This window comes from Paraburkholderia strydomiana, assembly GCF_046030495.1.
GTDB lineage: Bacteria > Pseudomonadota > Gammaproteobacteria > Burkholderiales > Burkholderiaceae > Paraburkholderia > Paraburkholderia strydomiana_A.
The window spans coordinates 310,156-331,954 of record NZ_JAQQCJ010000001.1; the positions used below are offsets into that span (position 1 = coordinate 310,156).

Annotated in this window: 19 protein-coding genes and 1 tRNA gene; 5 read left to right on the top strand and 15 right to left on the bottom strand. The window is 64.1% G+C overall.

Annotation, left to right across the window (positions count from 1 at the left end; all coding sequences use genetic code 11):
* Positions 1-3 precede the first annotated feature (3 nt).
* From PQQ53_RS01435 to gatC, 5 genes are all read right to left on the bottom strand, one after another.
* Positions 4-783, bottom strand: coding sequence for an exodeoxyribonuclease III (locus tag PQQ53_RS01435; protein WP_408139730.1), 780 nt, complete (start codon positions 781-783; stop codon positions 4-6).
* Positions 784-834: 51 nt separating this feature from the next.
* Positions 835-1,674, bottom strand: a complete 840-nt coding sequence (locus tag PQQ53_RS01440; protein ID WP_408139732.1) for a PPK2 family polyphosphate kinase — start codon at positions 1,672-1,674, stop codon at positions 835-837.
* Positions 1,675-1,810: 136 nt separating this feature from the next.
* On the bottom strand, positions 1,811-3,286 hold the full coding sequence (gene gatB, locus PQQ53_RS01445) for an Asp-tRNA(Asn)/Glu-tRNA(Gln) amidotransferase subunit GatB (RefSeq protein WP_408323134.1): 1,476 nt from the start codon (positions 3,284-3,286) through the stop codon (positions 1,811-1,813).
* 5 nt (positions 3,287-3,291) lie between these two features.
* On the bottom strand, positions 3,292-4,779 hold the full coding sequence (gene gatA / locus PQQ53_RS01450) for an Asp-tRNA(Asn)/Glu-tRNA(Gln) amidotransferase subunit GatA (protein WP_408139735.1): 1,488 nt from the start codon (positions 4,777-4,779) through the stop codon (positions 3,292-3,294).
* Between the two features lie 168 nt (positions 4,780-4,947).
* Positions 4,948-5,247, bottom strand: a complete 300-nt coding sequence (gene gatC / locus PQQ53_RS01455) for an Asp-tRNA(Asn)/Glu-tRNA(Gln) amidotransferase subunit GatC (protein ID WP_167042139.1) — start codon at positions 5,245-5,247, stop codon at positions 4,948-4,950.
* Between the two features lie 380 nt (positions 5,248-5,627).
* Between gatC and PQQ53_RS01460 the strand changes: the two genes are divergently transcribed.
* The 5 genes from PQQ53_RS01460 (at position 5,628) to rodA (ending at position 12,088) form a co-directional block, all read left to right on the top strand.
* A complete protein-coding gene (locus tag PQQ53_RS01460) occupies positions 5,628-6,671 on the top strand; it encodes a rod shape-determining protein (RefSeq protein WP_004189550.1) in 1,044 nt (347 codons plus the stop codon).
* A 159-nt stretch (positions 6,672-6,830) separates the two neighbouring features.
* Positions 6,831-7,937 (top strand): rod shape-determining protein MreC, encoded by a 1,107-nt coding sequence (mreC, locus tag PQQ53_RS01465; protein WP_408155953.1) that lies wholly within the window; start codon positions 6,831-6,833, stop codon positions 7,935-7,937.
* Positions 7,934-8,446 carry a rod shape-determining protein MreD gene (gene mreD, locus PQQ53_RS01470; protein ID WP_121316258.1) on the top strand — a complete coding sequence of 171 codons (513 nt, stop codon included), beginning with the start codon at positions 7,934-7,936 and terminating at the stop codon, positions 8,444-8,446. Before mreC ends, mreD begins: the two co-directional genes overlap by 4 nt.
* A gap of 146 nt (positions 8,447-8,592) precedes the next feature.
* Positions 8,593-10,929 carry a penicillin-binding protein 2 gene (gene mrdA / locus PQQ53_RS01475; protein WP_408323135.1) on the top strand — a complete coding sequence of 779 codons (2,337 nt, stop codon included), beginning with the start codon at positions 8,593-8,595 and terminating at the stop codon, positions 10,927-10,929.
* Positions 10,930-10,939: 10 nt separating this feature from the next.
* Positions 10,940-12,088 (top strand): rod shape-determining protein RodA, encoded by a 1,149-nt coding sequence (gene rodA / locus PQQ53_RS01480; protein WP_408139740.1) that lies wholly within the window; start codon positions 10,940-10,942, stop codon positions 12,086-12,088.
* 121 nt (positions 12,089-12,209) lie between these two features.
* On the opposite strand, the gene PQQ53_RS01485 is transcribed toward rodA, so the two are convergent.
* The 10 genes from PQQ53_RS01485 to rsmB all read right to left on the bottom strand — a co-directional run bounded on the left by PQQ53_RS01485 (position 12,210) and on the right by rsmB (position 21,535).
* Entirely contained in the window at positions 12,210-12,923 is a 714-nt protein-coding gene (locus PQQ53_RS01485; RefSeq protein ID WP_408323136.1) for a tetratricopeptide repeat protein, read from the bottom strand.
* On the bottom strand, positions 12,920-13,702 hold the full coding sequence (locus PQQ53_RS01490) for an HpcH/HpaI aldolase family protein (RefSeq protein ID WP_408155958.1): 783 nt from the start codon (positions 13,700-13,702) through the stop codon (positions 12,920-12,922). Before PQQ53_RS01490 ends, PQQ53_RS01485 begins: the two co-directional genes overlap by 4 nt.
* A 237-nt stretch (positions 13,703-13,939) precedes the next feature.
* Positions 13,940-14,383 (bottom strand): 6-carboxytetrahydropterin synthase QueD, encoded by a 444-nt coding sequence (gene queD, locus PQQ53_RS01495; protein ID WP_330869617.1) that lies wholly within the window; start codon positions 14,381-14,383, stop codon positions 13,940-13,942.
* A 9-nt stretch (positions 14,384-14,392) separates the two neighbouring features.
* Positions 14,393-15,025 (bottom strand): 7-carboxy-7-deazaguanine synthase, encoded by a 633-nt coding sequence (gene queE, locus PQQ53_RS01500; protein ID WP_408323137.1) that lies wholly within the window; start codon positions 15,023-15,025, stop codon positions 14,393-14,395.
* Between the two features lie 74 nt (positions 15,026-15,099).
* A complete protein-coding gene (gene queC, locus PQQ53_RS01505) occupies positions 15,100-15,834 on the bottom strand; it encodes a 7-cyano-7-deazaguanine synthase QueC (protein WP_408139746.1) in 735 nt (244 codons plus the stop codon).
* Positions 15,835-16,219: 385 nt separating this feature from the next.
* Positions 16,220-16,295 (bottom strand) — tRNA-Phe (locus PQQ53_RS01510).
* A gap of 107 nt (positions 16,296-16,402) precedes the next feature.
* Positions 16,403-17,092: a response regulator transcription factor EsaR gene (gene esaR, locus PQQ53_RS01515; RefSeq protein WP_408139748.1), complete on the bottom strand. Its 690-nt coding sequence runs from the start codon at positions 17,090-17,092 to the stop codon at positions 16,403-16,405.
* Positions 17,093-19,510, bottom strand: coding sequence for a sensor histidine kinase (locus PQQ53_RS01520; protein WP_408139750.1), 2,418 nt, complete (start codon positions 19,508-19,510; stop codon positions 17,093-17,095).
* On the bottom strand, positions 19,500-20,099 hold the full coding sequence (locus tag PQQ53_RS01525) for a DUF4390 domain-containing protein (RefSeq protein ID WP_408139752.1): 600 nt from the start codon (positions 20,097-20,099) through the stop codon (positions 19,500-19,502). Before PQQ53_RS01525 ends, PQQ53_RS01520 begins: the two co-directional genes overlap by 11 nt.
* Positions 20,096-21,535 carry a 16S rRNA (cytosine(967)-C(5))-methyltransferase RsmB gene (gene rsmB / locus PQQ53_RS01530; RefSeq protein WP_408323138.1) on the bottom strand — a complete coding sequence of 480 codons (1,440 nt, stop codon included), beginning with the start codon at positions 21,533-21,535 and terminating at the stop codon, positions 20,096-20,098. Before rsmB ends, PQQ53_RS01525 begins: the two co-directional genes overlap by 4 nt.
* Positions 21,536-21,799: the final 264 nt, after the last annotated feature.

Below are 21,799 nucleotides of genomic sequence, written 5' to 3' on the forward strand. Positions count from 1 at the left end.
TGCTTACTTCTTGACCTTGTGATCGTAGTCGACCGTCAGCGGCGCATGGTCGCTGAACTTGATATCGCGGAACACGTCGGTGCGCTTCGCCTTGCCGGCGATGCCCGGCGTCGCGATCTGATAATCGATCCGCCACCCGACGTTCTTCGCATACGCCTGACCGCGATTGCTCCACCACGTGTACTGCTCCGGCCGCTGGTCGAGCGTGCGGAACACGTCGACGTAACCCACTTCGTCGAACAGTCTGGTCAGCCACGCGCGTTCTTCCGGAAGACAACCCGAATTCTTCTGGTTGCTCTTCCAGTTCTTGATGTCGATTTCCTTGTGGACGATGTTCACGTCGCCGCACACGATCACTTCGCGTTCCTTCGCGAGTTCGGCGAGATGCGGCATGAACTCGTCCATGAAGCGGTACTTGGCCTGCTGGCGTTCGTCGCCGCTCGAGCCCGACGGCACATACACCGAAATCACCGACAGCTTGCCGAAACGCAGTTCGACGTAGCGCCCTTCCGGATCGAACTCCTCGCTGCCGAAGCCGATTACCACTTCGTCCGGTTCGTGACGCGTGTACACGCCCGCGCCGCTATAGCCCTTCTTCACCGCGTGCTGAAAATAGCCGGTGAAATCGTGCGGCGCCATGAATTCCGGCGTCATGTCGTCCTGCGAGCATTTGATTTCCTGCACGCACAAGACATCGGCGTTCTGCTCGCCGAACCATTCGAAAAAGCCTTTCTTTGCCGCGGAGCGGATGCCGTTCAGGTTGGCGGTAATCACACGCAACATGTCGTTCCTTTATGTTCGATTCGTTTCTGGAGCCAAGAGGCGCAGCCGGTCTCACTCGACCTTGATGCCCTTCAGCGATTCTTTGGGAGGCGGGTATTCGAGCTTCAGCGCATTGAGCGCGCGCAACAGCAATTCGGCGACCATTACGTTGCGATGCGTCTTCGAGTCGGCGGGAATGACGTACCACGGCGCGTAGTCGGTCGACGTCGCGGCCAGCGCGTCGCGATACGCCGACTGATACGCGTCCCACTGCTTGCGCGCGTCGAGATCGGCCACGTCGAATTTCCAGTGCTTGCTCGGGTCGTCGATACGCGCCTGCAAACGCTCGCGCTGCTCGTCTTTCGAGATGTGCAGCATGCACTTGACGATAGTCGTGCCGCTATACGCAAGCATCTCCTCGAACTGGCGAATGTGGCAGCAGCGTTGCTCGAACGCCTGCTCATCCAGTTCGCCGCGTACGGTGGGCACTAGCAGGTCTTCGTAGTGACTGCGGTTGAAGATCGTCAGCTCGCCGGCGGCGGGCGCCTGCGCGTGCACGCGCCAGAGAAAATCGTGCGCCAGTTCCACCGGCGTCGGCGCCTTGAACGGCACGATGCGCAAACCGAGCGGATCGACGTCGTGAAACACCGCGCGGATCGTGCCGTCCTTGCCGCTCGTGTCCATGCCTTGCAGCACCAGCAACACGCGACGCTTCTGCTGCGCGTGCAGGCACTCCTGCTGGATCTCGAGCTGCGTACCGATCTCGGCGAGCCGCTCACGGTCCGCATCTTTCGAGCCGGTTGAAAATGGCTTCGCAGCCGTATCGAAATCGCCGAGCGAGAATCTGGATTTTTTCTTGACGTCGTCGAAATACGGCACGCGGAAATCGTCGAGTTCGGGTTGCTTCGCCATCCACACACTCCGTGATCTGTGTTCAGCGGTTCGGAAAAACGAGCCAGCAAAATGAAACGGGCCGTTGCCCCACTTTCGTTTCCGGCAACAGCCCGTGATGGTCCGGGCGAAAACGCCCAGACCGCGCTTCGTCAACTCAGGACAGCTTTTTCTTCAGCAGTTCGTTCACCTGCGCCGGATTGGCCTTGCCCTTGGTCGCCTTCATCGCCTGACCGATCAGCGCGTTGAACGCCTTTTCTTTGCCGGCGCGGAATTCCTCGACCGACTTCTGGTTCGCGGCGAGCACTTCGTCGATGATCGCTTCCAGCGCGCCGGTATCCGAAATCTGCTTGAGGCCCTTCGCTTCGATGATGCGGTCGGCGGCGGCTTCGTCGGTGGCCTTCTCGTCCCAGATCGCGAGGAAAATTTCCTTCGCGATCTTGTTCGAGATCGTGCCGTCGGCAATGCGTTGCAGCAGCATCGCGAGTTGCGCGGACGACACCGGCGACGCGTCGATCTCCAGCCCTTCGCGATTCAGTTGCGACGACACTTCGCCCATCAGCCAGTTCGCCGCAACCTTCGCGTTGGCCGGGCCGACCTTGACGACGACCGCTTCGTAGTACGCGGCCATCGCCTTGCTCGACGTCAGCACGTTGGCGTCGTAGGGCGTGAGGCCGTATTGCGACACGAAGCGCTGCTGGATCGCTTCCGGCAGTTCCGGCATCTCGCCCTTCACGCGCTCGACCCACGCCGCATCGATCACGAGCGGCATCAGATCGGGGTCGGGGAAATAGCGGTAATCGTGCGCGTCTTCCTTGCTGCGCATCGAGCGCGTTTCGCGCTTGTCCGGATCGTACAGACGCGTTTCCTGCACCACGGTGCCGCCGTCTTCGATCAACTCGATCTGACGGCGCACTTCGTACTGGATCGCTTCTTCGAGGAAGCGGAACGAGTTCAGGTTCTTGATCTCGGCGCGTGTGCCGAATTCCGCCTGACCGACTGGCCGTACCGACACGTTCGCGTCGCAACGGAACGAGCCTTCCTGCATGTTGCCGTCGCAGATGCCGAGCCACGTGACGAGCGTGTGCAGCGTCTTCGCGTAGGCCACCGCTTCGGCCGCGCTGCGCATTTCCGGCTCGGTGACGATTTCCAGCAGCGGCGTGCCCGCGCGATTCAGGTCGATGCCGGTCATGCCCGCGAAGTCTTCGTGCAGCGACTTGCCCGCGTCCTCTTCGAGGTGAGCGCGAGTGAGGTTCACGACCTTCTCGTACGCTTCCTTGCCCGCCTTCTCATTGGCAGGCACCTGAATCGTCACCTGGCCGCCCTGCACCACGGGGATTTCGTACTGGCTGATCTGATAGCCCTTCGGCAGATCAGGATAGAAGTAATTCTTGCGCGCGAAGATGCTGCGCGGCGCCACCGTCGCGCCGATCGCGAGACCGAACTTGATTGCGCGCTCGACCGCGCCGCGGTTCATCACCGGCAGCGTGCCCGGCAAGGCGAGATCGACGGGGCAAGCCTGCGTGTTCGGCGCCGCGCCGAATTGCGTGGCGGCGCCAGAGAAAATTTTCGATTGAGTCGACAGTTGCGCGTGGGTCTCCAGACCGATCACGACTTCCCATTGTTTGGTCATGGTGCTCACACTCCTGCCGGTGCTTGGCGGTGCCAGTCGGTCGCGCGCTGGAACGCGTCGGCCACTTGCAGCATCCGGGCTTCGTTGAAATAGTTGCCGATGATCTGCAGGCCCACCGGACGCTGCGCATTCGCGCCCGCGCCGAAGCCGCACGGCACGCTCATGCCCGGCAAACCGGCGAGGCTCACCGACAGCGTGTAGATGTCGGCCAGATACATCTGCACCGGATCGTCGCCCTTCGCGCCGAGATCCCACGCCACCGACGGCGCGACCGGCCCCATGATCACGTCGCACTGCTTGAACGCTTCCTGGAAGTCCTGGGCGATGATGCGGCGGATTTTCTGCGCCTGCAGGTAGTACGCGTCGTAGTAGCCATGCGACAGCACGTACGCACCGACCATGATGCGGCGCTTCACTTCCGGCCCGAAACCTTCGGCGCGCGACTTCTTGTACATGTCTAGCAGATCGCGGTATTCAGCGGCGCGATGGCCGAAGCGCACGCCGTCGAAACGGGACAGATTCGACGAAGCCTCGGCCGGCGCGATCACGTAGTACACCGGAATCGACAGTTCGGTTTTCGGCAGCGAAACGTCGACCAGCGTGGCGCCAAGCGCTTCGTATTGCTTCAATGCCGCGTCGATCGACGCGCGCACGTCGTCGGCCAGACCCGCACCGAAATATTCCTTCGGCAGGCCGATGCGCAGGCCGGCGAGCGGCTTGTCCGCGCCGTTGTCCTGCCACGGCTTGCCGAGGTAGCGCGTGTAGTCTTCGTCGTCGCGCACGAGGCTCGTGGAATCGCGCTCGTCGAAGCCGGCCATCGCGTTGAGCAGCGTCGCGCAGTCCGCGGCGCTCTTCGCCATCGGGCCGCCCTGATCCAGCGACGACGCAAACGCGATCATCCCGTAGCGCGACACGCGGCCATACGTCGGCTTGATGCCGGTGATGCCGGAGAACGACGCCGGCTGACGGATCGAGCCGCCGGTGTCGGTGCCGGTCGCGGCGGGCGCGAGACGCGCGGCCACCGCCGCCGCCGAGCCGCCCGACGAACCGCCGGGCACCGATTTAGGGTCCCACGGATTCTGCACGGGGCCGAAGTACGAATTCTCGTTGGACGAGCCCATCGCGAACTCGTCCATGTTGGTCTTGCCCACGCACACCATGCCGGCGTTTTGCAGACGCGCGACCACCGTGGCATCGAACGGGCTTTCGTAGTTCGCCAGCATCTTCGAGCCGGCGGTGGAGCGCCAGCCCTTGGTGACGAACACGTCCTTGTGCGCGATCGGCAGGCCCACCAGCGGGCCGGCATGGCCGGTGTGGAGCAGCGCGTCGGCGGCTTTCGCCTGCGCGAGCGTCAATTCGTGATCGACCTGGATGAACGCGTTCAGGCCAGTGGCCGCGTCGATCCGCTTCAGGTACAGCTGCGCCAGTTCGACTGCGGAGCATTCCTTGGCCGCCAGTGCGGCGCGCAGTTCGGTCAGACTTTTTTCATGCATTGCGTTTTATCCTGGAAAGCGCGGCAGCGCGGTCACGCTGCCGTGGAGGCGTCCGGCTGCCCGCCGGCAAACCGGGCCGAGGAGGCCGGCGGTGGCGCACACGCGCGCCGCTCGTGCGGGGCGGCATGCCGCAGGCTGGCAAGCCACGCCGGGCTTGCTGCGCGGGTCTTACTCGATCACCTTCGGCACGAGGTACAAGCCGTCCTGCACGGCCGGCGCCGGGCGCTGGAAGGCTTCGCGTTCGACCGTCTCGGTCACGACGTCGTTGCGCAGGCGCAGCGCGACGTCTTCGATCTGCTCGATCGGGTGGGCAAGCGGGGCGATGCCGGTGGTATCGACCGCCTGCATCTGCTCGACAAGGCCGAAAAAATCATTGAGCTGGGCCCGCGTGTGCTCAGCGTCGGCGTCGGCCAGTTCGAGCCGCGCGAGATGCGCGATCCGTTTAACATCGGTCAGGGTCAGAGCCATGCAGTCACCGGAAATTGTGGTGGACCATCGCAGCGCTAAAAAAACGACACTGCAACAGCAAGTTACGAGGCAATAGGACAACCCCGAAAAAGGGGGTCGGCGGAGGCAAAAAGTGCCCTCCGTTTCCTTCAAAACATCCAAAATTATAAGGTATCATTACGCGTTCGACCCAAACCCGGACCGACTTACCAAGTCCTTTCTGAACAATTCCCAAAGAACGTTCGGATTTTTCTGATTTGGCTTTGCAACGGCCTCCGGTAGACTCCCTCGCAGTTTCAAGTTCAAGTGGCGCAGTGTCCGCCCGGTTGAAGCTGTTATTTTTCCGCTGCCGCCCTACGCAAACGTTGCGAGGCCCGGCCCCCAGCGAGACAGGATTTTGAATGTTCGGTTTTCTTCGCAGCTACTTCTCCAACGATCTGGCGATTGACCTCGGCACCGCCAATACGCTCATCTACATGCGTGGCAAGGGCATCGTGCTGGACGAACCGTCGGTGGTCTCGATCCGCCAGGAAGGCGGTCCCAACGGCAAGAAGACCATCCAGGCAGTCGGTAAGGAAGCCAAGCAGATGCTCGGCAAGGTGCCGGGCAACATCGAGGCGATCCGCCCGATGAAAGACGGCGTGATCGCCGACTTCACCGTCACCGAGCAGATGATCAAGCAGTTCATCAAGACCGCTCACGAATCGCGCATGTTCTCGCCGTCGCCGCGCATCATCATCTGCGTGCCGTGCGGTTCGACCCAGGTCGAGCGCCGCGCGATCAAGGAAGCGGCGCACGGCGCAGGCGCGTCGCAGGTTTATCTCATCGAAGAACCGATGGCGGCCGCAATCGGCGCCGGCCTGCCGGTGTCGGAAGCGACCGGCTCGATGGTCGTCGACATCGGCGGCGGCACGACGGAAGTCGGCGTGATCTCGCTCGGCGGCATCGTGTACAAGGGCTCGGTGCGCGTGGGCGGCGACAAGTTCGACGAAGCGATCGTCAACTACATCCGCCGCAACTACGGCATGCTGATCGGCGAGCAAACCGCCGAAGCGATCAAGAAGGAAATCGGCTCCGCGTTCCCCGGTTCCGAAGTCAAGGAAATGGAAGTAAAGGGCCGCAATCTGTCGGAAGGCATTCCGCGCAGCTTCACGATTTCCAGCAACGAAATTCTCGAAGCCCTCACCGATCCGCTGAACCAGATCGTGTCGTCGGTGAAAATCGCACTGGAACAAACGCCGCCGGAACTCGGCGCCGACATCGCCGAACGCGGCATGATGCTCACGGGCGGTGGCGCATTGCTGCGCGATCTGGACCGCCTGCTCGCCGAAGAAACCGGCCTGCCGGTGCTCGTCGCCGAAGACCCGCTGACCTGCGTCGTACGCGGCTCGGGCATGGCGCTCGAACGCATGGACAAGCTCGGCAGCATCTTCTCGTACGAGTAAGCGAGCGCCTCTCCATGTCAGTAGCGCGGATCTGGCACACGGCCCCTTGCGGGCCGGTTTGTGTTTGTCACCGGCTGGGCCGACCAGCCGCCGCGCGCTGAGCGCGCGTCCGTCGCGCGCCGCCGTCTCACCCAACTGTTCACGCCCCCGGCGCCGACCATGGAATACAGTCCGCCGCCCCTGTTCAAGCAAGGCCCTTCCGCACTGGCACGACTGCTGTTTTTCGTCGTGCTGGCGCTGGCCCTGCTGATCTCCGATGCACGCTTCCAGACGCTCGAAATCGTTCGCGGCGTGCTCGGCGCAGGTCTTTATCCGTTGCAACGCGCGGCCCTGGTGCCGCGCGACATCTTCATGGGCGCCGCCGATCTGGCCGTGACCAGCGCCACACTGCGCAGCGAGAACGACAAGCTGCACACGAAAGACCTGCAGCTTTCTCAGAAAGCCAATACCGCCGCCGAACTCGCCGCCGAAAACGCCCATTTGCGTGCGCTGCTGCAACTGTCGCAGCGCGCGACCACGCAATCGCTGCCTGCAGAAATCCAGTACGACACGCGCGATCCGTTCACGCAGAAGGTGGTCATCGGGCGCGGCGCGCAACAGGGCATCCAGAACGGTTCGCCGGTCGTCAACGAAGACGGCGTGATCGGTCAGGTGACGCGCGTGTTCCCGCTGCAAGCCGAAGTCACGCTGCTCACCGACAAGGATCAGGCGGTGCCCGTGCAGATCGTGCGCACCGGCTTGCGCAGCGTGATCTACGGCACGCCGAAGGGCGACACGCTCGACCTGCGCTTCGTGCCGATCAGCGCCGACGTTCAAACCGGCGACGAACTCGTCACCAGTGGGCTCGACGGTGTATATCCGCCGGGACTGCCGGTCGCGAAGGTCGTGCGGGTCGACAAACAGGCCGACACGGCGTTCGCGCGCGTGGTCTGCGTGCCGGTCGCGCCGGTGCGCGGTGCGCGTCAACTGCTCGTCCTGCACTACGTCAACGACGTGCCGCCGCGCCCGCCCGAAGAACCCGACGCGGCCGCCGCCGCGAAGGAAGCGAAGAAGAAGGCCGGCAAATCGGCGGACGGCAAGGGCGCAGCGGATAAATCCGCCGCCAGGCCGGCAGAAAAGGCTGCGGCCGAGCAAGCCGTAACCGGGAAACCCGCCGACAAAGCGCCGGCCAAACCGGCCGCCGCGGAGAAGAAGTCCGCCGCCGAGAAAAAACCGGTCCCCGAGAAGAGCGCAAAGCCACAAGCTGCGTCGGGAGCCAAGCCATGAACCGTCCGCAATACATCCTGCAGCCGGTCAATCCGTACTTCATCGCGTTCAGCCTCGCTGCGGCGTTCCTGCTGAACCTGATGCCGTGGGGGCGCCTCGTCGGCGTGCCGGACTTCGTCGCGCTCGTGCTGCTGTTCTGGAACGTGCACCAGCCGCGCAAAGTCGGCATGGGCATCGCGTTTTTCCTCGGTTTGCTGATGGACGTGCACAACGCCAGCCTGCTCGGCGAGCACGCCCTGGCGTACACGCTGTTGTCGTACGGGGCAATCACGATCCACCGGCGCGTGCTGTGGATGTCGCTCGGCGTGCAGACCTTCGCGGTGATGCCGCTGCTGGTCGTCGCGCAGCTGGTGCCGTTCGTGATCCGTTTGCTGACGGGCGCGGCGTTTCCGGGCTGGGGTTACCTGATCGACGGTTTCGTCGAAGCCGCGCTGTGGCCGATCGCCAGCGTGCTGTTGTTGATGCCGCAACGCCGCCCGGCCGATCCGGACGATACGCGGCCCATTTGATCCCGCATCGGGCCCGCCGGCCGTTCCGTTCCGATGGAACTCATCCGCCCGGCCCGCCCGACGCGCATCGCTGTTCATGCCCTCCGGTTCCGGCCGGATCAGGCGCACACTCATGATGGCCGTCGTCCGGCCTTTTGCAGAATCGCATGACCGAATTCAAGGACACTCAGCAACAGCTCTCGAAGTTCCGCCTGCGCGTCGCGGCGGCGGGCCTGTTCGTGTTCGTCTGTTTCGGGCTGATCGGCTTCCGCTTCCTGTTCCTGCAGGTTTGGCACTACAGCAAATATTCGCTGCAGGCCGATGAGAACCGCATTTCCGTCGCGCCGATCGTGCCGAACCGCGGCATCATCACGGATCGCAACGGCGTGGTGCTGGCCAAGAACTACTCGGCCTATACGCTCGAAATCACGCCGTCGAAGCTGAACGACTCGCTCGAAAACGTGATCGACAGTCTGGCCACGGTGGTCTCGATCGATGCCCGTGACCGGCGCCGCTTCAAGAAGCTGCAGGAAGATTCGAAGAACTTCGAAAGCCTGCCGATCCGCACCCGCCTGACCGACGACGAAGTCGCGCGCTTCACCGCGCAGCGCTTCCGTTTCCCCGGCGTCGAAGTGCGCGCGCGCCTGTTCCGCCAATACCCGCTCGGGGCGACCGCGGCGCACGTGATCGGCTACATCGGCCGGATTTCGCAGCGCGACCAGGACCGTATCGACGACGCCAGCGACCAGAACAACAGCGATCCGGACCACTACGATCCGCGGCTGGACGCGAACAACTACAAGGGCACCGACTACATCGGCAAGATCGGCGTCGAGCAGAGTTACGAAACGGAACTGCACGGCCAGACCGGTTTCGAGGAAGTGGAAGTGACGGCCGGCGGCCGGCCGGTGCGCACGCTGTCGCGCACCCAGGCGACGCCCGGCAACAACCTCGTGCTGTCGCTCGATATCGGCCTGCAGCAAGTCGCCGAGCAGGCGTTCGCCGGACGCCGCGGCGCGCTGGTCGCGATCGAACCGGCAACCGGCGACGTGCTCGCGTTCGTGTCGGCGCCGAGCTTCGACCCGAATTCCTTCGTCGACGGCATCGACCAGCAAACCTGGGACGAGCTGAATAACTCGCCGGACCATCCGCTCCTGAACCGGCCGCTGCACGGCACCTACCCGCCGGGTTCGACCTACAAGCCGTTCATGGCGCTCGCCGCGCTGACGCTGCACAAGCGCACGCCGGGCTGGGGTTTCCAGGATCCGGGCTCGTACACGTTCGGCGGCCACACGTTCCGCAACGACGTGCGCTCGGGCCAGGGCTGGGTCGACATGAACCGCGCGATCGTCGTGTCGAACGACACGTATTTCTACATGCTCGCGCACGATCTCGGCGTCAACAATATCGCCAACTTCATGAAGCCGTGGGGTTTCGGTCAGATCACCGGCATCGACATCTCGGGCGAAGCGCGCGGCATCCTGCCGTCGACGGAATGGAAGCGCAAGGCGTACCGCAAGCCCGAACAGCAACGCTGGTATGAAGGCGAAACGATCAGTCTGGGCATCGGTCAGGGCTACAACTCGTTCACCATTCTGCAGCTCGCTCACGCCACCGCGACGCTCGCAAACAACGGCGTCGTGATGAAGCCGCACCTCGTGCGCGACATCGAAAACCCGATCACGAAGGACACCCGCGCCGTGGTGCGCGATCCGAGCGACAAGATCGCGGTGAAGCAGTCGGACATCGACATCATCAAGCGCGCAATGGAAGGCGTCGTGACCAACGGTACGGCGTCCAAACTGTTCATCGGCGCGCAGTACCAGGCGGCCGGCAAGACGGGCACGGCGCAGGTCTATTCGCTGCAGGGCGCGAACTACAAAGGTCACGCGATTGCCGAGCATCTGCGCGACCACGCGCTGTTCATCGCGTTCGCTCCAGCCGAGCAACCGAAGATCGCGCTCGCACTGATCGTCGAAAACGGCGGTTGGGGTGCGGAGTCGGCGGGTCCGATTGCGCGCAAGGTGCTCGATTACTACCTGGTCGGCAAGAACAAGCCGGGTGCCGAGGCGGCGGCCGTCGCAGCGGCGGCGTCGGCGACCGAGGACGCGTCCGCGCCGCAGGTCGGCGATGCGCCGACACCGCAGGAAGGCGCGCAGCCAGTCAAAATCGCCGCGGGCTTCACCGCGTTGCCGATGCCCGGAGCGGCTTCGGCAGCAGCAGCGGCCTCTGCGGCTGCGGCGTCTTCCGCTGCCGCGAATGCGGCGTCCGCGGCGGCAGCGGCCTCCGCCGCAGCGGTGGCAGGTGCGTCGGCGGCGGTGCCCGCCTCCGCGTCCGGCGCCGCCGCAAAGAAACCAGCGCCGCGTAAATCCGGCGCTCCGCATCAACCCCGTCCTGCCAGCGACCCGACGCCGACAGCCGTAACGCGCCCCGCCCCGTCGCGGGATGACGCCACCGAGGCCACGTCGCCACGCCAGCCGGTTACCGGCGGCATCGACGAGTAAGGAGAAAGGCATGCAATTCGACAAGCGCGCCTGGCTCGAGCGCATCAAGAAGATGTTCGCGGGCTTCGACCGCCCGCTCGCCCTGATCGTGTTTCTGCTGTTGTGCGTCGGCATCGTCACGCTGTACAGCGCGAGTCTGGACGTCCCCGGCCGCGTGGAAGACCAGTTGCGCAACATCCTGCTGACGTTCGTGCTGATGTGGGGGCTCGCCAATGTGCCGCCCACCACGCTGATGCGCTTCGCGGTCCCGCTCTATACGTTCGGAATCGCGTTACTGGTCGCGGTGGCGATGTTCGGCCTCACGCGCAAGGGCGCGAAGCGCTGGATCAATGTCGGCGTGGTGATCCAGCCGTCGGAAATCCTGAAGATCGCCACACCGCTGATGCTCGCCTGGTACTACCAGCGCCGCGAAGGCGTGATGCGCTGGTACGACTATCTGGTGGGTCTTCTGATCCTCGCGGTGCCGGTTGGTCTGATCGCCAAGCAGCCCGATCTGGGAACGGCCGTGCTGGTGTTCGCGGCAGGCTTCTTCGTGATTTACTTCGCGGGCCTGAGCTTCAAACTGATCGTGCCGGTGCTGATTGCCGGCGTGATCGCGGTCGCTTCGATTGCGGCGTTTCAGGACAAGATCTGCCAGCCCGAGGTGCAGTGGCCGCTGATGCACGACTATCAGAAGCACCGCATCTGTACCCTGCTCGATCCGACCTCCGATCCGCTCGGCAAGGGCTTCCACACCATTCAGGCGGTGATCGCGATCGGCTCGGGCGGACCGCTCGGCAAAGGCTGGTTGAAGGGCACGCAAGCGCATCTGGAGTTCATCCCCGAGAAGCACACCGACTTCATCTTTGCGGTTTTCTCCGAAGAGTTCGGCCTGGCCGGCGGGGTCGTGTTGCTCACGCTTTACATGCTGTTGATCGCGCGCGGGCTGTATATCGCGGCTAACGGCGCGACATTGTTCGGGCGGCTACTGGCCGGATCGTTGACGATGGCCTTCTTCACTTACGCGTTCGTCAATATCGGCATGGTGAGCGGGATCTTGCCGGTGGTGGGCGTGCCGTTGCCGTTCATGAGCTATGGCGGCACCGCGCTGACGACGCTGGGGGTCGCGATCGGCCTCATCATGAGCGTCGCGCGCCAGAAGCGGTTGATGCAGAGTTAGCGCGGCGCGGGAGGCCGCGCGGCGATGGTCGAAGATTGACGCTGGCTGGAGCGGAGCAGGCCTGAACGAAGAATCAAAACGCTCAAGGGGCGCACCGTTCACGGGAGCGCCCCTTTTTCATTTACTGCGGTTTCACTTCCTTCTGATCCCGCAACTGCGCGCTGAGCTGCTGATACTTCAGACGCGCCGCCGGATCGCCCTGCGCCGCCGCTGCCGCATAGTAGGCGCGCGCGACGTTCAGATTCTTGTCCACGCCGTCGCCGCCGCGCTCGTAGAACGAGCCGGTCACGTATTGCGCGGTCATGTCGCCGCCCTGCGCCGCCTTCTTGTACCAGACGAACGCCTGCTTGTTGTCGCGCTCGGTGCCGCGCCCGTCGAGAAACTGATTGGCCAGCGCGAGTTCCGCCTGCACGTGGCCCTGTTGCGCGGCCTTCAGAAACCAGCGGTGCGCCTCGACCGGATCGCGCCCGACGAACTCGCCATCGTCGTACATCTTGCCGTACACGTATTGCGCATGCGACATGTTGGCGTCGGCGGCCTTGCGCAGCCACTTTTTGCCTTCGTCGACATTGACCGGGGTGCCTTCACCGTTGAGCAGCATCATCGCGTAATTGAATTCGGCGAGCCGGCTGCCGCGCTCGGCAGCCTTGCGAAACTCGGCCAGCGCCGCGCTCAGGTTGCCGGCGTTGTAGTCGGCCACCGCGGTTTGCGTCTCCGGATCGTTCGACTTCGCGACCCGGTCCTGCGCATAGGCGGTACCGCTCGCCACGCCGCTCACCAGCAACACCGCCACGACCACCGTCCGCACGACGACTCCCTGCACCCTGCACTTCATGACCTCACCTCCTGCAACGCCTGACGGGTTGCGCGCAACATCCACATAACGTCGGCGGCCAGCGCGATGAAACGAAAACCCGCATCGCGATGCTGCTTCGCGCTCGCGACGTCCATCGCGAAAATGCCGGCCGCGATGCCGGCTTTGTCAGCGGCGCTGACGATCCGCGCCATTGCCGCCTGCACGTCGGCATGCTTCGAATCGCCGAGATGGCCGAGGCTCGCGGCCAGATCGGCCGGTCCGACAAACAGGCAGTCGACACCCGGCGTCGCCGCGATCTTCTCGACCTCCTGCAAGCCGCGCGCCGACTCGATCTGCACGATGGTCGCGATCTGCGCGTTGGCCGTCTGCACGTAGTCGCGCCGCATGCCGTAACCCGACGCGCGCACCACCCCGGCGACGCCGCGCTGGCCGTCGAGCGCCTCGGCGGTCGGATATTGCGTGAGACGCACGGCGTGAGCCGCGTCGTCGGGGGATTCGATGTTGGGGAACATCAGCGTGCGAGCACCGGCATCCAGCACGCGCTTGACGAGCCAGCCCTCGCTGGCGGGCACGCGCACCACCGGCTCGCTCGGCAGATGCGCGGCGGCGATCGCGCGCAGTTGCGAAGCGACGTCGCCGCTATCGTTCGGCGCGTGCTCCATGTCGATCAGCAGCCAGTCGAAACCGGCGTGCGCGAGCGCTTCGGCGGCGGCGTCGCTGCCGAGCGACAGCCACAGGCCGAACAGCGGATCGGCTTCCGCCAGACGTTGCTTGAGGGGATTGGTGAAGGTGCTCATCGCCGTGCTCCGTGATGGCGATCGCATGGATCGCCTGAAACGCGGGAAAGCAGGCCGGCCTCGTGGGCCCGGCAAGAACAAAGACAATGGCGCAGGCCGGTTCGGCCTGGATGCCTGCTGCGACGCAATGCGGTGACCGGCATGTCTCGCTCCGTGTGATTATCGGAGCGATCATACCGTGTCAATAACGCGGGGGTCAGGCCACTTTCTATGGGGCGCGCAGCCGCGCCTTGCGGTCTAGTCGCGGACCACGTCGGCCCAGCAATTCGGCGTCTCGTACAGACGCACCTTGTGCAGGCGCAGATTCACGCCGTAGTGCGCGTCGTACACGTTCGCGAGAATATCGAACGCGACAGCGGCGAGGTTTTCCACGGTTGGGATGCGGTCGAGCACCACCGTCTTGTGGCCTGCCATGCTCTCCAGAAAGCCGCGCACCTGGGTGTCGCCTTCGTAGACGAGGAACGCGTGATCCCACTTGTCGACCAGATGCTCGACGGCCAGCGATTTCACGTCGGCGAAGTCCATCACCATGCCGCGATCGGGCGCGCCTTCGGTGTCGACCAGATCGCCTTGCAGCGTGATTTCGAGCACATAGCGATGGCCGTGCAGATTACGGCACTGGCTGCGGTGATCGGGGATGCGGTGACCCGCGTCGAATTCGAGTTTTCGTGTAATCGTCAGCACGGCAAATCAGGGAATGTTCAGATACTTGTGGGTCTGCATCGACAGGCGCCATTGCGGATGGCGTTTGCACCAGTCGATCGCGAGCTTGGTGTTGATGTCGCGCGACGGACCGTCCATCGGCTGGACGAGGAAATACTCGAAGTCGAGCTTCGCATACTCGGACAGGCGCTGGTTGTCCTGCGGGATCACGACCTTCAGTTCGTTACCTTTGGTCACGACGAGCGGCGCGTCGGCCTTCGGGCTCACGCAGATCCAGTCGATCGTGTCGAGCACCGGCAACGAACCGTTGGTTTCGATCGCGATCTCAAAGCCCGCGGCATGCAGCGCGTCGACCAGCGGCTGATCGATCTGCAGCATCGGCTCGCCGCCCGTGCAGACCACGAAACGCTCGCCCTCGCCTTGCGGCCATTGCGACGCGATCATCTGCACCAGGTCTTCGGCGATGCGGTACTTGCCGCCGTTCTCGCCATCGGTGCCGACGAAGTCGGTATCGCAGAAACGGCACACGGCTTGCGCACGATCTTCCTCGCGACCCGACCACAGATTGCAGCCGGCAAACCGGCAGAACACGGCCGGACGCCCGGCATTCGCGCCCTCGCCCTGCAACGTGTAGAAGATTTCCTTGACCGCGTAAGTCATGCTGCTTTCTGCCTTGTGTTCCTGAAAATGATGGCCTGCGTTGTGCTGCTTCGTCGTGTGCCGTGCGCCGCTTGTCAGAGCGGCGGCTCGGTGACGTTTTCGCCGGCCAGGTAGGCTTCATAGCCGCGCTTGCGCAAGCGGCATGCCGGACATTCGCCGCAGCCGAAGCCCCACGCATGCAGTTCGGCGCGTTCGCCGACGTAACAGGTGTGCGTTTCGATGCGCACCAGTTCGACCAGTTCGTCGCCGCCCAGCTCGCGGGCGAGACGCCACGTGTCGGCCTTGTCGAGCCACATCAGCGGCGTTTCGAGCAGCATGCGCGTGTCCATGCCGAGATTCAGCGCAACCTGCAGCGCCTTCATCGTGTCGTCGCGGCAATCGGGATAGCCCGAGAAGTCCGTCTCGCACATTCCGCCGACCAGCACCTGCAAACCGCGCCGATAAGCAATCGCCGCCGCGATGGTCATGAACATCAGATTGCGGCCCGGCACGAACGTGTTCGGCAAACCGTTGGCCATGGCTTCGATTTCGATCTCGCGTGTCATCGCGGTATCGCTGATCGAGCCGAGCACCGACAGATCGATCATATGGTCTTCGCCGAGCCGCTCGGCCCACGCCGGAAACGCTCGCGCGACACCCTGACGGAATCCTTCGCGACAATCGAGTTCGACGCGATGACGCTGACCGTAATCGAAGCCGAGCGTTTCGACCGTCTCGTAACGATCGAGCGCCCAGGCAAGGCACGTGGCGGAATCCTGGCCGCCGGAAAACAGCACGAGAGCGCTACGCTTAGCGTCTTTGCGGATCACCGTGAAACTCCGTGAATGATGAGTGCCGCGTCGCGCTGCGCGAGGTGCGCCATGCGAGCAACGCGGCGCGACGCGTGCCGGCACTGCTGCCGGCCCAAAGCAGTATAGGCCGCGCCTTCTGCAGGCAGAGTCGCTGGGCGCTTATACCGTTAATCGTCGGGCGAAGGGTTCGGTGCGGATGGCGGCCTGTGCCGCGCGGCATCCGGGCGCGACGCAGGTGACACATTTGCCTGCGCGCAAGTCCTTGAACTGGCGCGATTTTATCACGCGACGCCGAATGCCGCCGAGCGCGCCTTGGCGCAGCCGTACGCGCAAGCCGAAGCCACGAATGCCCGTCAGAAAAGGAAAAGCCCCAGGAATCTTGCGATTTCCTGGGGCTGAATCCTGGTGGCCTGGGACGGAATCGAACCATCGACACGCGGATTTTCAATCCGCTGCTCTACCAACTGAGCTACCGGGCCAACGAAGAACGAAATGATATCAAGGGGTATTCAGTCTGACAAGCCCCTTCGTGAAAAAATCTGTCGAGGCGGAAGCAACGCGTGAAGCGCCGCGCTCACACGTGTCCTCACTCCCCTTTGTTCTTGCCGAGATCGACGCCGAGCTGCTTGAGCTTGCGATACAAGTGCGTGCGCTCCAGACCGGTCTTCTCCGCCACGCGCGTCATGCTGCCGTTCTCACGCGCAAGGTGATATTCGAAGTACGCGCGCTCGAACGCATCGCGCGCATCGCGCAACGGAATGTCGAACGAGATCGAGGCCGTTTGCGCGGCCAGCGCGCCGCTGCCCATGCCGTCGGTGGACAGCATCGGCAACGCGGCCGACGACGCCACCGCGGACGCGCTTACCGGCAACACCGGCTTGGCCGCTGCACCGCCGGGCGCCCCGGCCGAATTGCCGCGCGCGAGACCTTGCTCGACGGCCTTCAGGAGCTTCTGCAGCGCAATCGGTTTCTCGAGAAAATTGAGCGCGCCGATCTTGGTCGCTTCGACCGCCGTATCGATGGTCGCGTGACCGGACATCATGATCACCGGCATGGTCAGTTGCCCTTGCGCCGCCCATTCCTTGAGCAAGGTCACGCCGTCGGTATCGGGCATCCAGATGTCGAGCAGCACGAGGTCCGGCGCCTGGCGCAAACGGAACTCGCGCGCTTCCTGCGCATTTTCAGCGGCCTCCACGACATGCCCCTCGTCGCTCAGGATCTCCGAGAGCAATTCCCGGATGCCCATTTCATCATCTACCACCAGGATGGTTGCCATTTACGCTGCCCTTGTCTGCACTGTTGCTTTTGTCTTTCCCTGCGACGCACCGCTGCCGTGCGCCGGTCGCGGCCCTGTACCGGGTGCCGCGGCATCGTCCGCCAGTTGAAGGAAGAGGATCGAAATCTGCGCGCCTTCGATCACGTCGCCCGCTTTCATGCGATTGCGAATGTCGATGCGCGCGCCATGCTCGTCGACGATCTTCTTGACCATTGCAAGACCTAGGCCCGTACCTTTGGCCTTGGTCGTCACATAAGGTTCGAATGCGCGCGTGAGGATGCGCGCGGGGAACCCTGGTCCGTTATCCGACACTGTCAGACGCACCGCGACGCGTACTTTGCCTTCCGTGTCGGGGTCTCCGTATTCTACTGTCCTCGTCTCGAGCAACACACGCGGATGCTCGACATCGGCTACCGCATCCTGCGCGTTCTGCAGCAGGTTGTGAATCACCTGCCGCAATTGCGTCGCGTCGCCGCGAATCACGGGCAACGCGGCGAGCTCCACCTGGATCGCGCCCTTGCCTTCTTCGATACCGTACAGCGTGAGCACTTCGCTGACCAGATCGTTCAACTGCAGATGCGCGAGCACAGCAGGAGGCGTGCGCGCGTAGTCGCGGAAATTGTCGACCATCTGCTTCATCGCGGCGACCTGGTTGACGATCGTGGTCGCGCCGCGCTTTAACACGTCGGCGTCGGATGGCGACAGCTTGTCGGCGAGCTTCATCTGCAAACGCTCGGCGGAGAGCTGGATCGGCGTGAGCGGATTCTTGATCTCGTGCGCGAGCCGGCGCGCGACTTCACCCCATGCAATCGAACGCTGCGCGGAGATCACGTCGGAGATGTCGTCGAACACCACCACGTAGCCGGAGGTCTGCATGTCTTCGGCATCACGGTCCGCCGCCGAGACGAGGCGCGCGCCACGCACGAGCAGCGTGAGCGGTTCGGTTTCGCCCGGCACCTGAATCGAGAACTGCTGCTGCCAGTGGCCACGATCGTCGTGACCGTCGCCGCTTGCCGCTTCGCGATCGGCAAACGCCTTGCGGACCATGCCGCCGAATTCGCTCAACGCGCCGATCTGATCGAGCGACGAACCGAGCACGGTCTGGAACGGCTGGCGGAAAATCCGCTCGGCGCCACGATTCGCGGTGGTGAGCCTGAACTGCCGGTCGAACACGAACACCCCCGCGGTCAGATTCGCGAGGATGCTTTCCAGATACGCCTTTGAATGTTCGAGCGCGATGCGGTTGTTCTCGACCGCCGCGCGCGCTTCGGACAACTGCCGCGTCATCGCGTTGAACGACTGCGTGAGAAAGCCGAGCTCGTCGCGCGATTTGATTTCGCGCTTCGGCGTGTAATCGCCCTCGGTAATTTCCTTGGTGCCCTGCGCGAGCAGGAACAACGGCCGCGCCAGTTGATTGCCGAGCGCGAGCGCCAGCATCATCGCGATGAAGGTGGCGAGAAACAGCGCGAGCGTCAGCGTGCCGATGTACATCTTGCGCAAGCCCGTGCGGCCGAGCGCCTTCTCCTGGTACTCGCGATAAGCGCGCTGCACCGCGTCCGCATTACGCGCGAGCGACGGCGATACCGGCTGCGTGAGTTGCAGGAAGCGTTCGGCCGGCTGCAAGAGCGAAGCGTTCGAGTCGGGGATGCGCTGCACGACGCGCAGGCGCAGCACGCCCTTGCTGCCGTGCGCTTGCGGATCGCCGTCCACTTCGCCTTCGATCGCCGCGTAGCCGCGGCCGCGCGCCTGTTCGATCATCAGCGGCGTGGGCAGGTCGTTCGAGACGAGCATCGCGTAGTTGCCGGAGGCCTGTGCAACCACATGCATGTCGGGTGTCGCGCCCGACATGCTGCGCGTGGGCTCGACGATGATCGCGTCCTGCACGCCGAACTGATCGCGCAGGCGCAACAGCGTGAGCGTGGTGCCGGCGGCGTCCGCGCTGGCGATCTGCTCGGACATCAGGCGGCCCTTGGTCTGCAGGTCCGACAGCGACGCGTCGAGCATGCCACGCCCGAGATTCAGACCGGCCGTGAGCGCGGTTTCGACGTTCACGTCGAACCACGATTCGATACTGCGCGACACGAACTGATACGAGACCACGTAAATGATCCCGCCCGGCACCACGCCGACCAGCGCCATGAAGAACGCGAGTTTCGCGAGCAGCCGCGTGCCGAACTTACCCTTACGCAGCCGCACGATGATGATGATGACGAGTGCCGCCACCACCAGCAGAAAGATCATCGCGACCGCGACATTGGCGCCGTACAGCCACTGGTAATAGCGGTCGAAGAATTCGGTATTCGCGCTCGCGGCGGCGAGCAGCACGAGCAGTAACACGGCCGTCACCGCGACCGTCGACACCAGCACGCGCACGACGATGCTGCTGACACTGGTGGTTGAGCGCACTTTATTTAGCACGTTCGGTCGCCGTGAAGGTAAAGCGCTTCCATTCGGAGGCGAGGTTCCAGTCGCGGTTGTTCACCGCGTCGATCTGGAACGGCTTGGGCATCAGCGCGATGTCGAGCTGCATGCGCACCGACGCGTTGTAGGTCTCGCCGGCCCGCACCTGATTACGCTCGATCACATGCCATGACGTGACGTGCTTGATCACCGCGAGCGCATCCTTGAGCGTGCCGAAGGCAAGCTGCAACCCACCGGACGACACACTCGACACGCGGTATTCGCGCGTCAGCGGCTGGAACGACAGGCGAATGCTTTGCGACACGCTCACCGGCTGCTCGTCGAACCAGTACCAGCGTGGCCGGCTCAGTTCGAAGTCGGTCGTGAAATAGAGCGGAATGCCTTTGTTGACTGCATCTTCGAGATTGCTGTTGAGTTCGAAGTCGAAACGCGCGTCGAGGCTCCAACCGCTGCTGTCAGATTGCAGCGACGCCCGCTGCACCGCGATCGAATCAGCGTGCGCCGCGCCCGGCGCTGCAAGCCATACGGCCAGCGCGATCCAGAGCACGGCAGCGAGCCGAAGCGGGAAGAAGCGTTTGATGGTCACCGTTTCTGAAAGCGCGCGTAGAAAAATCCGTCGTGGTCTGAGTTCGCGCCGGCGCTGTCTTCAGCGGATTGTCCGGCATGGGAACCGGCCGAGGTATCGGCGGGCGCGCGGGCGACTGAAGGTAAAAGTTGCCCCGGCGCGTCCAATCGTACCGCATCCTGATACTTGTTTCCAAACCACTGCGCCTGCAATTCGCCTTCTTCCGGAAAGATCGAACATGTAACGTAGAGCAACTCGCCGCCTGGCTTCACGAGCGGCCAGAGCGCATCGAGGATGCGGCGCTGTTCGGCGACCAGCGCGGGAATATCGGACGCTCGGCGCAGCCAGCGAATGTCCGGATGACGCCGCACGATGCCCGATGCCGAACACGGCACGTCGGCGAGGATGCGGTCGAACGGCTGGTCGATATCGTCGTGCCACTTCGCGGGCGTGCCCGCGTCGCCGATGCGCACTTCCGCTTCGAGCTTGAGCCGCTGCAGGTTTTCGCCGATGCGGCGCGCGCGCGACGCATCGCTTTCGAGCGCCACGAGTTGCAGATTCGCGAGTTCGAGCAGATGGCCGGTCTTGCCGCCCGGCGCCGCGCACGCGTCGAGCACGCGCATGCCGTCACGCACGCCGAGCAGTTGCGCGGCGAGTTGCGCGCCGGCGTCCTGCACCGAGACGACACCATCGCTGAAACCGGGGATGCGGTCCACCGGCATTGGCGTGTCGAGTCTGACCGCGTAATCGCCGGCCCGGCTCGCGGCGATGTGATGGCTCTGCAGCACTTGCAGGTAGGCGTCGACCGTCGAGCGGCGGACGTTCACGCGCAGCGTGAGCGGGCCTTGCGTGTTGCCGGACGCGAGCACCGCCTGCCACGCGTCGGGCCATGCGCGTTTGACCGCATCGATCCACCAGGCCGGATAGTTCCAGCGCGCGACTTCGTCGGCTTGCGCGGCGCTCAGCAGTGTCTCGCGCTCGCGCAGGAAGTTGCGCAGCACCGCGTTGACGAGCCCCTTCGCGAATGCGAATTCGCGACGCGCAGCGATCGCGCTCACCGCCTGATCGACCACGGTGAACGGCGTGTAGGCGGCGCTCGCTTCGTCATCGACCAGCAGTGCGAGCGAGCAGGCGAGCAGATGGCCGACGTGCGGCGGCGGCGCCTTCTTCACCAGCTTCGCGATCAGCCATTCGGCGGTCGCGAGACGCCGCATCGTGCGGTACGCGATGTCCTGCACCGCGCCGCGCGCGGCGGCGGCGCTCGCCTCAGGCGCGGACCCGAAGACGGATTGCAGCGCGGCCGGCAAGGCCGCGCCGAGACGCACGGCGCCGACGGCCTGACCGGCACAGTCGAGCGCGAAACCCAGCGATTCTGGCGCGAGATGCAACATCGACAAACGGGATTCGCGCGGACGTGCCGACGGAGAAGCAGAACGCGAAGAAGGCTTTGATGTCATGAAAGAGGCAAAGGCAGGCCGCGCGGTGCGCGCGGCGCAATCAGCACACATTGTAGCGTGGCGCCGGGTGCGGGCCGCCGTGGCTTGATGGCCAACGGCGGAGCCATGGCAAATCAGGGGCGGGCAATCATACCGAGGCTAACCGCGCGAGCGTAGTAATGGGGCGCGGGTTCGCTGCGGCAGCCGGAAAAGAGGTGAGGCGAACTCGCCGGGTGGCGCTATCTGGGATTGTTCGTGAAATCATCCGGCGACACCTCGGCTTGT

Excerpts from the sequence above, each read along its gene's own strand:
- PQQ53_RS01435 (WP_408139730.1), bottom strand. The coding sequence starts at position 783 with ATGTTGCGTGTGATTACCGCCAACCTGAACGGCATCCGCTCCGCGGCA.
- PQQ53_RS01440 (WP_408139732.1), bottom strand. The coding sequence starts at position 1,674 with ATGGCGAAGCAACCCGAACTCGACGATTTCCGCGTGCCGTATTTCGAC.
- gatB (WP_408323134.1), bottom strand. The coding sequence starts at position 3,286 with ATGACCAAACAATGGGAAGTCGTGATCGGTCTGGAGACCCACGCGCAA.
- gatA (WP_408139735.1), bottom strand. The coding sequence starts at position 4,779 with ATGCATGAAAAAAGTCTGACCGAACTGCGCGCCGCACTGGCGGCCAAG.
- gatC (WP_167042139.1), bottom strand. The coding sequence starts at position 5,247 with ATGGCTCTGACCCTGACCGATGTTAAACGGATCGCGCATCTCGCGCGG.
- PQQ53_RS01460 (WP_004189550.1), top strand. The coding sequence starts at position 5,628 with ATGTTCGGTTTTCTTCGCAGCTACTTCTCCAACGATCTGGCGATTGAC.
- mreC (WP_408155953.1), top strand. The coding sequence starts at position 6,831 with ATGGAATACAGTCCGCCGCCCCTGTTCAAGCAAGGCCCTTCCGCACTG.
- mreD (WP_121316258.1), top strand. The coding sequence starts at position 7,934 with ATGAACCGTCCGCAATACATCCTGCAGCCGGTCAATCCGTACTTCATC.
- mrdA (WP_408323135.1), top strand. The coding sequence starts at position 8,593 with ATGACCGAATTCAAGGACACTCAGCAACAGCTCTCGAAGTTCCGCCTG.
- rodA (WP_408139740.1), top strand. The coding sequence starts at position 10,940 with ATGCAATTCGACAAGCGCGCCTGGCTCGAGCGCATCAAGAAGATGTTC.
- PQQ53_RS01485 (WP_408323136.1), bottom strand. The coding sequence starts at position 12,923 with ATGAAGTGCAGGGTGCAGGGAGTCGTCGTGCGGACGGTGGTCGTGGCG.
- PQQ53_RS01490 (WP_408155958.1), bottom strand. The coding sequence starts at position 13,702 with ATGAGCACCTTCACCAATCCCCTCAAGCAACGTCTGGCGGAAGCCGAT.
- queE (WP_408323137.1), bottom strand. The coding sequence starts at position 15,025 with ATGACTTACGCGGTCAAGGAAATCTTCTACACGTTGCAGGGCGAGGGC.
- esaR (WP_408139748.1), bottom strand. The coding sequence starts at position 17,092 with ATGGCAACCATCCTGGTGGTAGATGATGAAATGGGCATCCGGGAATTG.
- rsmB (WP_408323138.1), bottom strand. The coding sequence starts at position 21,535 with ATGACATCAAAGCCTTCTTCGCGTTCTGCTTCTCCGTCGGCACGTCCG.